Origin of the sequence: Microcoleus sp. PH2017_24_DOB_U_A, assembly GCF_020738205.1 — a bacterium.
Classification (GTDB): Bacteria; Cyanobacteriota; Cyanobacteriia; order Cyanobacteriales; family Microcoleaceae; genus Microcoleus.
This window is the reverse complement of sequence record NZ_JAEQCT010000030.1, coordinates 38,618-51,144: the sequence shown is the minus strand read 5'-3', so window position 1 is coordinate 51,144 and position 12,527 is coordinate 38,618. Positions and strand designations below refer to the sequence as shown.

The window sequence follows — 12,527 nt, the reverse complement described above, 5'->3', positions numbered from 1 at the left end:
GGCGTAAGCCAAGAACATCGGGAGCCGGATGCGGTGAAAATCGCACGTCCGGTTCTAACTGAGAGGGGCGGGGAATAATATCCCCCCTCGACTCAACCAATCTCAAATCTAAAATCTCAAATCTAAAATCCAAATGAGGAGGAGCAAGCCGTGACCGTAGTAACTGATGTATTGAGGCAATCTGTTGTGGTATTTTCTCAAAATTACCTACCGATGAGCCGTGTCAACATCAAACGGGCGATCGTACTTTTGGTAACAGGCAAGGCTGAACCTCTGGATTTTAGCATCGGCAATGGCTATCTAGTGCGATCGCCCAGCACCAGCATCCACGTACCCGAACAAATCCGCTTAACTTTTGGCAACAGGGAGCGTGTTTGGAAAGTACCACCGGTCAATCGCCGGGAAGTGTTGCGCCGAGATGCCCATGCTTGCCAATACTGTGGCAACAACAGGCATTTGACGCTGGATCACGTGATGCCTCGATCGAAGGGCGGGCCGCATACTTGGGACAACGTAGTGACGGCTTGCGAACGGTGCAACTCTCGTAAGGGCGACAGAACTCCCATAGAAGCTGGAATGTCTCTGCGAACCAAGCCGAAGGCTCCCATTCACCCCACTGTTGCTTTTGCCGAAATGTTTTGGCACGAATACCAAATTGGGGAATAGGGAATGGGGCATGGGGAATGGGGCATGGGGAATAGGGCATGGGGCATGGGGCATGGGTAATAGTTAGTGGTTTTTCTAATAACCAATTCCCTATTTGACCAATTCCCAATTCCCAATTCCCAATTCCCAATTCCCAATTCCCAATTCCCAATTCCCGATTCCCAATTCCCGATTCCCAATGCCCAATTCCCAATTCCCAATTTTCAATTTTCAATTCCAAATTTAAGGCTGTCAATATGCTGAAGTTGACTTACACTGAAACGGGCTTTAACCTAGAGCGTTTGGCTCAATCTCCCGAACAGTTAGTGGCGCTGCGAGTTGTGCTGGCTATGCGAGTTGGTCAAAGCATCAGCGTCGAACCGAGCACTGCGGCATTTTTGCTGCCCGCGAATTTGCCGGCGCTGTCTCTGTTGGAATCTGAGGCCCGCCGAGATGATACCGATTCGATCGCTCTTTGTGTTGCTGATGCTGATTTTGTCGAAGTGACCCTGCGCGGTACGTGGATTGGAGGGGCATCTGAAGGCGCTGATGGGGTGTTTGCGACGGTTTTGAGCGATCGGGCGGAGCGGTTGTTGCTCGGACTCTGGCTCGAAACTCAGGCTGCTGCCGAGGTTGTCGGGGAAGTCGGCGATTAAGATCCGATCGAGAAAGTTCGGCAGGGAGCATCTCGGCGCCAGCTTTGATAGCAGTGCTGTCCCCGCTCGCGAGTGATAAAATACGCGAGCGGGGACGCTCGCACTGCTGTAAAAAAAATGCTTTTTGCAATCAGATGCTTTCTCCATCCCCCACTCTCGTTAAGGCGTGTAAATGATGTTGAAGTAAATGCCATTATCTTGCAGGTTGTTGCCTTTATCGGTAATTCTCACCAAAGGAAAAGCATAATCTACACGCAAGTTCACCCGCCGTATCGGTTCCCAGATTACCCCCAAACCCATACCTGCTAAAAATGTCTGATTGGTTAATTTATTAGGATTATTGGGAGCGTTCCACACCGTACCCGCATCCAAAAAAGGAGCTAATTGAAGTTTGGGATTTCCCGAAGCATCCCGCTGCAAAGTAATCCGATCCTCGATCGACAGTCGGAAGCCGTTATCGCCAGAACGCACATTTTGGCGGTAGCCGCGCAGAGATTGCCCGCCGCCAATTACAAATTGCTGCGAAGGTAACAAACTATTAGCAGAAAGTTGTAAGTCTGACTGCAAAATTAATAAATGTTTATCATTTAATCGCTGTACTCGCTGCACTTGACCCAGCCAACTCAAAAATTGTCCGTCAGGGACAGAACCTTCATTTTGAGTAGCATCAAACAAGCTTGTGCCGATCGTAAATTGCGATCGCAAAGCCCAAGCACCCTGGGGATCCCGCCGAATGTAGTCCTGTCCCAGCTTGATCGCAGTCGTAGTCGTGACACCATTGGAGTCAGGGCCCGAGCCAAATGGAGTCGGTACACCGGCGACAAAAGTTCTGCCTTTCTGATAAGTAAGACCGGCAGATAGGGCAAATTCTTCGATCGGCGTTCTCCGCAGCGGCTGGCGGTAACTAACTTCAAATAAATGCGATTTTCCCGAAATGTCAAAAGCATCAAAAGGTTCTTGTACTATACTGTTGCGGTTCGGCGCTGTCCTCAATTGCAACGTGCCGTTCATCGCATTTAGCGGCAAGCGATAGCTGAAATCGAAGACATCTGAATCGCCGAGCGATCGATAATAAGCACCCGCAAGTTCATCGCCATTTCCTGTGAGATTGCGGTGCCGCAAACTAACACCCAATCTTTCAGAACCGACGCTGGGAGGCGAATAATTGTCAATGCTGAAACTAGATTGAAATGGATTAGCTTCCGTAACTCTGACGATCAGAATGCTCTCTCCTTCGTTATCCCCAGCCCGCAGGCTGGCTTCTACATTGTCAAATAAAGGATCGACTCGCAGCAGCCGGAGTTGGTTTTCTAATGAAGCTGTACTTAAAGGCATTCGGGCACCGAGTCGAATCCGGCTGCGGATGTAACTTGGATGCAATCTTTTAGCTCCTTCTACCTCAATTCGAGTCAGCTTGCCTTCGATAACTTGAATTTTGACTACCCCTGCGGTGATAGTTTGGGGCGGCAAGACGGCTCTCGAAGTGATGTAGCCACGATTGAGGTAAATTTCGGTAATTTTGTCGGCGATTTGTTTGAGCTGTTCTAGCGTGGTAGAACGGCCCTCTAACGGCTTGACTAAGGCATTAATTTCGTCTTGGCTTAAAATTGTGCTGCCAACTACTTGAATTTTCTGCACCTGAATTACCTGATTCGGGAGCGGCAGGGGAACTGGGGACGGGCGCTCCGGCGCAACTGGTTGCGGTATTTGAGGAGGTTCTGGGGAAGGCTGCGGGGCCGGTTGCAAAAATCGATCGCGATTTGGATCTGGCTGAGTCGGTGGCGGGGGCAGGTTTGGAGGGGTATTTTGTGGGTTTTGGGCTAAAACATTGCTATGTAGCTGGTTAGGGAATATCGGTTCGCTGTCAACTAGATTTTGTGCTTCGGGTTCCGGGTGGGCATCACAACCAGTTTCATTAATTGTGGAACAGCGATCGGCCTGGTTGTCAAGAGGGTTGTTTTCGGCAAAATCCGGCAGTTGATTGAAGTTAGTTGCAGTTTCATCCTGCTTGATTTCGAGTTTTTGCAGTGCTAATACTCCGTTGGCCGGATCTGCTAAGTTGTCAGCGGCGGCGGGCAACTGAGAAATATCGTCCGTTTGGGATATAGCTTGATGGGCATCAAAGCAAGCAATGGGGAGCGCAGTTAGAAGTGAAATCCCCAACCGAAATATTGCAATATTTGCTCTCGGGCGCATAATTAATATTTTTGTAAAATAATTTTGCTTGCTGCTTGACTATGCAAGTTTACCATTTAGTATTGGGCGCAATTTGAACATAAAATTTTCAATAGTCCGGCTTTCCAGAGACAAGGGGACTGGGAGCATCTCAATTTTGCTATCGAAGTCGATCGATCTTTTAGATTTTAGATTTTAGATTTTAGATTTGGGGGATTGGGGGATTTAGTCGCGAGGATCGGGACTCTAGTAGCATCTGAAGTGCAGTCGCTTCAATAAAAATGCCCAGTTGCAACCTCCCAGATCCTCCTAGCGAATCCTTATGCTGGTCAGCGCAAAAATTTTAATTTATTGAGGACGATCGACCAAAAAACCCGAGACAGGCAAAAATCATCTGTGGCGCTGCCAAATACCGCGCGCGATCGCCACGGGTTTTTGGTACTTGCTGCACAAGTCGAATTATTTTTTGGCGATGGGTGTTAACTGACTGGGGATTAATGGTTCTCGGGCAATTTTGCCGAGTTCGACTGCACTCAACACTTCTGACCACTCGAACGCTAAACTGGCATCGCTGGGAGACTCCACGCGCAATTGAGCTAGAGCTGCCAGGTACTCGTACCAGAGACCTTGTTTGCCGAAGATGCTCAGCTTGGCGCGACCCTCGGGCGATCGATCCAACTCTGTTTTCAAGGTTGGGGCCACTGCGATGCGGTTTATCCACCCCGAAACGAGAACCTCATCTCTATAGTTTTTTGGGTTGCATTTGATAGTAAAGTACCATTGATAGTTTTTGCCAACTTCCAGGGCTGGCGAGTTGCCGTCGGAGCCGAGGTTGATGCTAACGATACCAGGACGGCTCGTTACCATCCGAAAACTTTTTTTGTATACCGTTTTGTCGCTTTCGTCTGCTAACTCAAACTGAACTGTTTTGTCGATGGCTACGGGAACGTAGTAGAAAAATGTCGGCTTTGCTGATATTGTTTGCCCCATAGTTGATTGGGGAATCAAGGCAGTTAAGGCATTTGTGGCAGTGCATTCTAAGCCGCGGGTTCCTCCCCCTTCCCGTCTTCCGGGTACTCCCTGCTCCGGCGGTTGAAAGTTATTCCACGTGCCTCCCAATTGCTGGTTGTTCGGTCTGCTTCCAGTTAGTTCCGGGGGTTGAACTGTTTGCCAGTTGAGTGGTAGCTGCGGTTGTGAGGGGCGGCGGACATTGTTACCGGGGCTGTTGAGAGCAAGAGCTGGTATTAAACTACCAACGGCAACTCCCTCTAGAGACAGAATTAAGGAAAGAGCACCGATGTTTAGAGCAGACTTCCAAGCCATGACGAACCTGCCTTCTAATGAACCTAGGAACTTAAACACACGATTTTATTCTACCCAAGGTTTTGACTGATCTAGTAATCTGTTGTACTTAATTTATATCTTCCAACAGATACGATTAGTTTGGCCCTTCTGAGCAAGATGGAATTCTGTGTCGCGTTTTTCAGTGGTAGCTTGGTAGTTATACTTACTTGCCTGCACGACAGCAGGTTGGGTTGAGCTTGTCAAAGCCAATGTTCAGAAAGACTAATATTCCGGTTTTTTTACTGCGATCGCAGGCTAAAAAGCGTCTTTTCGTAAAAAAACCGGTTGATGCGTCAGTTCAGGATATCAGGAACCTCGGCAATTTTGCTGATGAGCCTAAAGCGATCGGCTACAAGTGAGCAAATTAAGTTTTCTGTACAATACAATAGCGGCAAAAAAATTTAGCATGAATCTCGATTCACCTGTTCTCTCGGACAAACAGCCTTCGGGGCTGCGGATGGTAAGACCGATCGGGGTCTTGGCGCTGCACGGCATTACTTTTTTAGGAAATAGGTTATTCGCGGTCGATCGCACCGAAGGGCTACTATTGGAGATCGATCGAGAAACTGACAACACTACTGTTTTGAATCCTCATCAAACGGCTAAGTTTGCAGGCGCAACCGGGCTGGCGATTTGGGAAGATACTCTCTGGTTTTCGCGAGATGAGGATATTTGTTGCTGTCCGGGCGCAATTCGGGATGGGGCAATCGCTGAACTCAAACCGGAACATTTTGTTTCCCTTTCTTATCCCGCTGACGGGATTGCAGTTTGGAAATCTACGCTGTATGTGACTTGCCAGAGATTGGGCTATATTCTGGTTTTTGATGTAAAAACTGGTCGGGAAATTACTCGGTTTTATGCTCCCGGTATTGGGATAGAAAATATCACTGTCCGGGATGAGGAACTCTGGGTTTGCGACAAGACTGAGCAAACTGTTTACTGTTTGGAACGGGCAACTGGGGAGATTAAATTTAGCGTTTTGACTCCCTTTGAATGGCCTTCGGGTTTGGCTTTTCACAAAGATTCCCAGACGGGCGAAGAGGTTCTGTATGTGGCTTATGCCGGGGATGAACTTTATATTCGGGACGATCCGAATTCGGAAGATCCTTTTCAGTTGACGAAGCGCGATCGCACTTTTGTTCACCCTTTATCTTTTCACTACAATGAAGCCGAACGCTTCGCTCTGTCAAATGGTTTTTTGATGGAAATGTCCTATGTGGAGGAACTTTCTCCCCTGGATGAGGTAGAAATCGATAATTTGGAGTGGCGGATTGCTTTACCTTCGGACACTCACCGACAAAAGGTCAGGAAAATTACGCCGATTGGGATGCCTTTTACTGAGGAAATTCAGGAAGGGGAACGGGTGGCGGTGTTTAAGTTCGATCGCCTCCAGAAGGGGGAACGGCGAGTTTTTGGCTGGAAGGCGTTGTTAGAAGTGCGATCGATTAAGTATCAGTTGTCACCTCGGAATGTAGAAAAGATACCGCAACTATCGCCGGAGTTTGCAGCGAAGTATTTGGTGGACAATGATAATTTGGCGATGGATACGGAGATTGTGCGATCGGCTGCGGTGGCCTCCATTGGCACAGAAACTAATATTCTGAGGAAGTTACTGAGCATTCGCAATTTTGTTTACGACCAACTTTCTTACGGGATTAGACCTCACATTGACACTCCCGATATTGTACTGCGTCGCGGCGTCGGTTCTTGCGGCGAGTATGTGGGGTTGTTGTTGGCTTTGGCAAGGTTGAACGGAATTGCTTGTCGCACAATTGGGCGTTATAAGTGTCCGGCTTTTGCTGACAGAAAAGGTTTGCCGCTGGAACCCGATTTCAATCACGTTTGGCTGGAGTTTTACATTCCAGGTTTTGGCTGGGTGCCGATGGAATCTAATCCTGATGACATTCAAGACAGAGGCCCTTATCCTTTGCGGTTTTTTATGGGTTTAGCTTGGTATCACGTGGAAATTGGCAAGGGAATTCGCTTCCAAAGTCTCACCAGCGGGGGTCTGCCTTTGAAGAAGGAGGATGTTTCCGTGGGAAGTCTGGCCATTAATCATGTCCGGTTTACAATTTTGGAAGAGTTGTTTTAAGGAAGAGTTGACTGTTGACTGTTGACTGTTGACTGTTGACTGTTGACTGTTGGCAGTTGGCAGTTGATAGTTGACAGAGGGAAGACTCGGAGTATCTCACTTTTGTAAAAAAGCAATTTCTTTACAGTGCGAGCGTCCCCGCTCGCGAGTGTTAGATAGATCGTAGATCGCGAGTTCTTGAAGTGGTCGCACTATAAAATCAAAACTGAGATGCTTCCGGGAAGATTTTTCTCATCTCCCCCTCTCGGACTCTCCAAGTCTCCCTCTCACCCAATTCAAAACACGTCCGGTACAATAACCGTTATCAGGTTTGTAGTGAGGACTTTAGTCCGCAGAGTTTGATGAAGATTTCCATTCCTTGCTACAAACTAATTTTATTGGGGTTGTGCGATCGCACATAATCTCAAGTCTAAATCTCAAGTATAAGGCAAGCAGGAGGGGTTGTGGAATTTTCGATTGCTAATTTGCTGGTTTTGGTAGCCTTTGTGCTGTTGCTGACAGTGACTGGCGGGGTCGCTTATTTGACAGCAGTTGAATGGCGCGATCGCAGGCGCTTAGATAACGCCAAGCGTAAAAAATAGTCGCTATTTGCTGTTGACAAATTGCATTTTTCATGATAGTAAACAAGGCAACCCAAATAGGTCGCCTTTAGAGGTTTGTAGTGAGGACTTTAGTCCGCAGAAATTGATGCGGACTGAAGTCCTCACTACAAACCTATTTGATTTAGTAGGATTCACGGGCGGGACACCCGCGCCACAATCAACACACTTGAAGTCATTGGTTATTGGTTGTTGGTTATTGGTTATTGGTTATTGGTTATTGGTTATTGGTTATTGGTTGTGCATTTAAATTGTATCTTTAGGGCGGGCAAGATGCCCGCCCCACAAAAGTTTAACTTTATTCGGACGTGCAATTTAAATGCCTCGGAGCTGATTTGTCCTATGTTTCTTGTTAGTTGTTCGTTCTAATAACCAATAACCAGTAACTCATGCCCTATGCCCTATGCCCTATGCCCCATGCCCTATGCCCTAGTCAATTATCCACGCGCGAATCAGTTCGTTTACCTCTTCTGGTACTTCGTCGTGGGGACAGTGACCGGCTTTGATAAAGTGTTCTGTCAACTGCGGATAATGTTCGCGGAATTTGGCGCTTCTGTTGGTAGAATTCATCCACGGATCGCCCTCTCCCCACAGCATTAGCAGCGGGCAATTTAATTGACTCAACAATACGTCGATTTTTTCACCTTGGGGTGTTCGGAAGACGGAGGCGAATACTTTGGGTGCACCCCGATCGCACGAGGGTTGGTAAATTTCTTCTACTAATTGGTCTGTGACGGCGCTTTGGTCGAGATAAACTTTTTGTAGGGTTTTCCGAATTGTCGATCGCCCTCGTACGTATTGGAACAGCAGAAAACTTGCCCAATCTTGCTGGAATAAGGTTTTAGCTACGGTAGATATGGCTTTTTGCAAGGGCGGGGCTTCGGGTGCGGGCTGAGGTTCGCTGAAGGGGCCGGCGCTGTTGATTAAGATGAGTCCGGTGGCTGATTCGGGACGCTGGGCTGCTACGCACAAGGCGGCGTAGCCTCCGAGGGAGTTCCCGGCTAGTACGGCGGGCCGGCCGATGACGTTGGTGATGAAGTCGTGGAGTTGGTCGCGCCAGAGCTCGCCGCTGTACTGGATTTCGGGTTTTGCCGATCGCCCGAATCCGATCAGGTCGATCGCCCACACTTCAAATTCTTTGCTCAGCCCGCTGATATTTTTGCGCCAGTGGTCTGTGGATGCTCCAAAACCGTGAATTAACAGCAGGGGAGGGCGTTCGAGATGTCGATCGCTCGACCGCACATAGTATACTGAATGGCCCCGCCATTGCCAGTATGTGCCTGGAATGGGGGTTGCAGTGATGGCTGGGGTTGTTTGCATAATGTAAAGAAATAAGTATTTACTTTAACTATTGTATCGTGAGGTTCAGATTTATAAAGTTTTGCCAACGCGCTGGGGTTTTGCCAGTAAGGGATACGTCAAGTTGGTCGAGTTGGGCTAGTTCGGGCGATCGCACTCATAATCAATAAGTTTTGTAACAAATATTGATTTGGTAAAGGTCGCAGCAGTCGGATTTTCAGTATTCGATCGGCATTTTGGAAATATATCTGGTTTCGACTGCAACACACCTAGGTAAGATCCTTGCGATCTTTGGTACAAGTAGGAGATCTAGGCGATCGGGCCCAAGCTGTGGTGGTGGGAGTCGATCCCCATTGGCTAGGAGTCAAGGGATCGACTTTTTTGGACGGATTTCCGATCTTTTCAAGGTGGGGATCGTTTGGTAAGCGAGCTGTTGACGGCTTGGGATGCAGCGGGTTCAGCTTCAGTGCCCTAGCAAAAGCCGACCTCAAAAATCAGGATGCGGGTAGAAGTTATAAGTAAAATTACTGGGAGTTCTTGGCAAAAGTTTCTGAGAATCGCAGAATATTTTGTGATGTTCTTTGCTTTTCTTAACGGCTTTGATACTCTAAGATAGAAATAGAGCTGCGCCGCTCAATTAATGAGTATTTTGAATACTAGGGAGCCAACTATGCAGGGTGTGAACTTTATCCACCTGAAAGTTAGGGAGTTTTCTGAGTGATTGCTATCTCACCCCGTCCGGTCGTCGGACGCAATTGGATTACGATTAGCTTCGCTTCTACCCTATACCTTTGTCCTATTTTGGATCTGCTCCTAGCAGAGATTCCGCATCACTGGCAAGCGGAATTACGGTTGGGGCTTCAAGAAGCTTTGGTAAATGCAGCTAAGCATGGAAACAAGTTAGACCCCAGTAAAACTGTTGGAGTCCGTTTTTCGATCGTCCAAAACGAATATTGGTGGGTGATATCAGACGAAGGTTGTGGCTTTAAAGCACCTTGCGGTTGCGACCTTTATACCGATACTTGCGACAGTCTCATAGCAGAGGATGTTGCAGATAATTCTGCATTCCCCCATGTTGAACAAGAATGTGGTAGGGGGCTGTTTATCCTTTACCAAATATTCGATCGGGTTGAGTGGAATTCTCAAGGCACAGAGTTACGGCTGTGCAAAGAACTTCCCAGTCGCTACCGGCTGCCTCGCTTGCGCTAGAACTGATATTTGGCGACGTTTTTCAGATCAGCTCGACCTGCATTTTTTTTCGTTTCCTCGCTGAACCGAGGATGGAGAATTTTGAGTATCAGGCTATTGATAGTAGATGATAATGCAAAATGTGAGTTTTGAGTGAGAAAAGTATAAATCTTTTTTAGCTCGCAATCGCGCTGCTCGATCGAGCAGCGCGATTCTTTGAGTTTTGGACTCTAGTCAAATATTTAACTCAAGAGTCAAAATTATTTGCCGTGAGTCGGGCACGGAGGTGCACAGATCGATCGATCCAGCCATCCTGCTGCTTGGTTTAAGCGCGGCAGAGCTTCTTCGGGCTGATTTTTCAGCAAAAAGACCAAAGCGGCCGCGGCTTGCTCTCCGGCCCGGGCGGAACGGTTGGCTTTGAGGCGGTGCCAATCTCTTTCGGAAATGGCGAGGCGGGCTGCGAGGGCTTGAGCCAGTTCTACTGTGCTCAGCTCGTTGAGGTTGACAGTTTGGGTTGTTTGTGTAGTTTCAAGCATAGATGGCAATTATAGCTATTTGGCTGCGGTTTCTGAATTGAAAAAATATACTGCATATAATAACAAGTTAATTGGGAATTGTTTTTTTCAGTATTGTCGGGTTTGCAGATCGAAATGCCTCAACAGCCGTCAGAGTTAAATCGGGAAGATTCAGAAAATGAGTTTGTGCAGGCGATCGCAGCAGTGGAGCGATCGCTCGCAGCAGTCAAAGAGCGTTACACTCAGATTCAGTGCGATCGCCAGCGCCAAGCCGAACTCGGCAACCGGCGAGAAGATGTCCGCCAGTCTCTGCGCCAAAACCCATTACCGCAACTCAAGAAAGAATTGCGGGAAATTGAACAAGAACTGGAAACGATCGAGTTAAATTTAGAAAGCAGCCTGTTTTCTTGGGGAAGCATAAAACAACCTTTTTGGCAAGCGGTTCGCTTTGGGGGACTCGGTATTTTGCTCGGTTGGATTTTGAAATCCTATGTCGGTTGAATTATGTTAGGAGTTATGATTTTTTTTACCGCAGAGGGCGCAGAGGGCGCAGAGGAAGAGAAAAGAGAGAATTATGGTGCAAAATATTAAATAAACAGGATTGGATATGACAAATCAACGAATTGCAGCAATTTTGCGCGCCGGCGAACCAGACGAAACTGTAACCATTCAAGGCTGGGTTCGTACTAAACGCGAGTTAAAAGAATTTGCCTTTGTCGAAGTCAACGATGGTTCGGCGATGGCTAACTTGCAAGTAGTCATTAATGCTGATTTGCCCGACTTTGAAAATATACTCAAACAAATCAATACAGGTGCATCTGTAGAAGTTTCAGGAGTGCTGGTGGCATCTCCCGCGAAGGGACAGCGAATTGAGTTGAAAGCTTCACAAGTACAAGTTTACGGCGAAGCAGACCCGCAAACTTATCCGCTCCAGAAAAAGCGCCATTCCTTGGAATTTTTGCGGACAATCGCCCATTTGCGGCCGCGCACAAACACCCACGGCGCTGTTTTTCGAGTCCGCAATGCTTGTTCGGCGGCGGTACACCAATTTTTTCAAGAGCGCGGTTTTTTGTGGGTTCACACTCCGATTTTGGCTGCTAGCGACTGCGAAGGTGCGGGGGAAATGTTCGCCGTTACTAACTTCGATTTAAAGAATGTGCCGCGTACTGATTCGCAAGAAGTTGATTATGCGAAAGACTTTTTTGGGAAGCGCGCCTATTTAACAGTTAGCGGCCAGTTGGAAGCGGAAGTTATGGCAATGGCTTTCGGTAATGTTTACACTTTTGGCCCGACTTTCCGAGCGGAGAATTCCAATACTTCGCGGCATTTAGCTGAGTTTTGGATGATTGAACCGGAGATGGCTTTCTGCGATTTGCAGGGTAATATGGATTTGGCTGAGGCGTTTTTAAAGTACATTTTTAACTTTGTTTTGGAGCATTGTCCGGAGGATATGGAGTTTTTCAACGAGCGGATTGATAAGACTGTTTTGGCGACTGCTGAAAATATTATTAACAATCAGTTTGAGCGAATTACTTACACGGAGGCGATCGCACTTTTGGAAAAAGCTGACAAAAAGTTTGATTTTCCGGTAAGCTGGGGCTTAGATTTGCAATCGGAACACGAGCGCTATTTGGCTGAGGACTTGTTTAAAAAGCCGACTATTGTCAGCGATTATCCCGTCGGGATTAAAGCATTTTATATGCGCTTAAATGAGGACGAGAAAACGGTGCGAGCGATGGATGTTTTGGCTCCGAATATTGGGGAAATTATCGGCGGTTCGCAGCGGGAAGAACGGCTCGATGTGTTGGAGCGGCGCATGGACGCGCAGGGTATGAATAAGGAGGAGTTGTGGTGGTATTTGGATTTGCGCCGCTACGGTACTGTACCTCACGCTGGCTTTGGTTTGGGGTTTGAACGGTTGGTGCAGTTTATGACTGGGATGGGGAATATTCGGGATGTAATTCCGTTTCCGAGAGCACCTTTGACTATTGATTTTTAGATGCAGACGGCGGTT

At 47.6% G+C, this 12,527-nt stretch carries 13 protein-coding genes; 9 read left to right on the top strand and 4 right to left on the bottom strand.

Annotation, left to right across the window (positions count from 1 at the left end; genetic code table 11):
• Positions 1–150: 150 nt before the first annotated feature.
• The gene (locus tag JGK07_RS08270; protein WP_293241602.1) at positions 151–666 is read left to right on the top strand and encodes an HNH endonuclease; all 516 of its coding nucleotides are present in this window, start codon (positions 151–153) and stop codon (positions 664–666) included.
• Positions 667–902: 236 nt separating this feature from the next.
• Positions 903–1,301 carry an alr0857 family protein gene (locus JGK07_RS08265; protein ID WP_293181580.1) on the top strand — a complete coding sequence of 133 codons (399 nt, stop codon included), beginning with the start codon at positions 903–905 and terminating at the stop codon, positions 1,299–1,301.
• Between the two features lie 159 nt (positions 1,302–1,460).
• Here the strand turns inward: JGK07_RS08265 and JGK07_RS08260 are convergent, their stop codons facing one another.
• Positions 1,461–3,464 (bottom strand): ShlB/FhaC/HecB family hemolysin secretion/activation protein, encoded by a 2,004-nt coding sequence (locus JGK07_RS08260; protein WP_293241599.1) that lies wholly within the window; start codon positions 3,462–3,464, stop codon positions 1,461–1,463.
• 471 nt (positions 3,465–3,935) lie between these two features.
• Positions 3,936–4,799, bottom strand: coding sequence for a DUF928 domain-containing protein (locus JGK07_RS08255; RefSeq protein WP_293196753.1), 864 nt, complete (start codon positions 4,797–4,799; stop codon positions 3,936–3,938).
• A 230-nt stretch (positions 4,800–5,029) separates the two neighbouring features.
• Here JGK07_RS08255 and JGK07_RS08250 point away from each other — a divergent pair, with 230 nt between their 5' ends.
• From JGK07_RS08250 to JGK07_RS08240, 3 genes are all read left to right on the top strand, one after another.
• The gene (locus JGK07_RS08250) at positions 5,030–5,179 is read left to right on the top strand and encodes a hypothetical protein (RefSeq protein WP_293181571.1); all 150 of its coding nucleotides are present in this window, start codon (positions 5,030–5,032) and stop codon (positions 5,177–5,179) included.
• A 47-nt stretch (positions 5,180–5,226) separates the two neighbouring features.
• Positions 5,227–6,912 (top strand): transglutaminase domain-containing protein, encoded by a 1,686-nt coding sequence (locus tag JGK07_RS08245; protein ID WP_293196752.1) that lies wholly within the window; start codon positions 5,227–5,229, stop codon positions 6,910–6,912.
• Positions 6,913–7,355: 443 nt separating this feature from the next.
• Entirely contained in the window at positions 7,356–7,493 is a 138-nt protein-coding gene (locus JGK07_RS08240; RefSeq protein WP_293147539.1) for a hypothetical protein, read from the top strand.
• A 447-nt stretch (positions 7,494–7,940) separates the two neighbouring features.
• Here the strand turns inward: JGK07_RS08240 and JGK07_RS08235 are convergent, their stop codons facing one another.
• Positions 7,941–8,831, bottom strand: a complete 891-nt coding sequence (locus JGK07_RS08235) for an alpha/beta fold hydrolase (RefSeq protein ID WP_293181566.1) — start codon at positions 8,829–8,831, stop codon at positions 7,941–7,943.
• Positions 8,832–9,092: 261 nt separating this feature from the next.
• Between JGK07_RS08235 and JGK07_RS08230 the strand changes: the two genes are divergently transcribed.
• Complete coding sequence (locus JGK07_RS08230; RefSeq protein WP_293181563.1) at positions 9,093–9,332, top strand: hypothetical protein; 240 nt, start codon at positions 9,093–9,095, stop codon at positions 9,330–9,332.
• 195 nt (positions 9,333–9,527) lie between these two features.
• Positions 9,528–10,019 carry an anti-sigma regulatory factor gene (locus JGK07_RS08225; RefSeq protein WP_293205209.1) on the top strand — a complete coding sequence of 164 codons (492 nt, stop codon included), beginning with the start codon at positions 9,528–9,530 and terminating at the stop codon, positions 10,017–10,019.
• A gap of 239 nt (positions 10,020–10,258) precedes the next feature.
• On the opposite strand, the gene JGK07_RS08220 is transcribed toward JGK07_RS08225, so the two are convergent.
• Complete coding sequence (locus JGK07_RS08220; RefSeq protein ID WP_293181557.1) at positions 10,259–10,534, bottom strand: DUF6439 family protein; 276 nt, start codon at positions 10,532–10,534, stop codon at positions 10,259–10,261.
• A gap of 114 nt (positions 10,535–10,648) precedes the next feature.
• Here JGK07_RS08220 and JGK07_RS08215 point away from each other — a divergent pair, with 114 nt between their 5' ends.
• Entirely contained in the window at positions 10,649–11,014 is a 366-nt protein-coding gene (locus JGK07_RS08215; RefSeq protein WP_293181554.1) for a DUF2203 domain-containing protein, read from the top strand.
• 106 nt (positions 11,015–11,120) lie between these two features.
• The gene (gene asnS / locus JGK07_RS08210) at positions 11,121–12,512 is read left to right on the top strand and encodes an asparagine--tRNA ligase (protein WP_293190183.1); all 1,392 of its coding nucleotides are present in this window, start codon (positions 11,121–11,123) and stop codon (positions 12,510–12,512) included.
• Positions 12,513–12,527: the final 15 nt, after the last annotated feature.

Excerpts from the sequence above, each read along its gene's own strand:
- JGK07_RS08265 (WP_293181580.1), top strand. The coding sequence starts at position 903 with ATGCTGAAGTTGACTTACACTGAAACGGGCTTTAACCTAGAGCGTTTG.
- JGK07_RS08255 (WP_293196753.1), bottom strand. The coding sequence starts at position 4,799 with ATGGCTTGGAAGTCTGCTCTAAACATCGGTGCTCTTTCCTTAATTCTG.
- JGK07_RS08250 (WP_293181571.1), top strand. The coding sequence starts at position 5,030 with ATGTTCAGAAAGACTAATATTCCGGTTTTTTTACTGCGATCGCAGGCT.
- JGK07_RS08245 (WP_293196752.1), top strand. The coding sequence starts at position 5,227 with ATGAATCTCGATTCACCTGTTCTCTCGGACAAACAGCCTTCGGGGCTG.
- JGK07_RS08235 (WP_293181566.1), bottom strand. The coding sequence starts at position 8,831 with ATGCAAACAACCCCAGCCATCACTGCAACCCCCATTCCAGGCACATAC.
- JGK07_RS08220 (WP_293181557.1), bottom strand. The coding sequence starts at position 10,534 with ATGCTTGAAACTACACAAACAACCCAAACTGTCAACCTCAACGAGCTG.
- JGK07_RS08215 (WP_293181554.1), top strand. The coding sequence starts at position 10,649 with ATGCCTCAACAGCCGTCAGAGTTAAATCGGGAAGATTCAGAAAATGAG.
- asnS (WP_293190183.1), top strand. The coding sequence starts at position 11,121 with ATGACAAATCAACGAATTGCAGCAATTTTGCGCGCCGGCGAACCAGAC.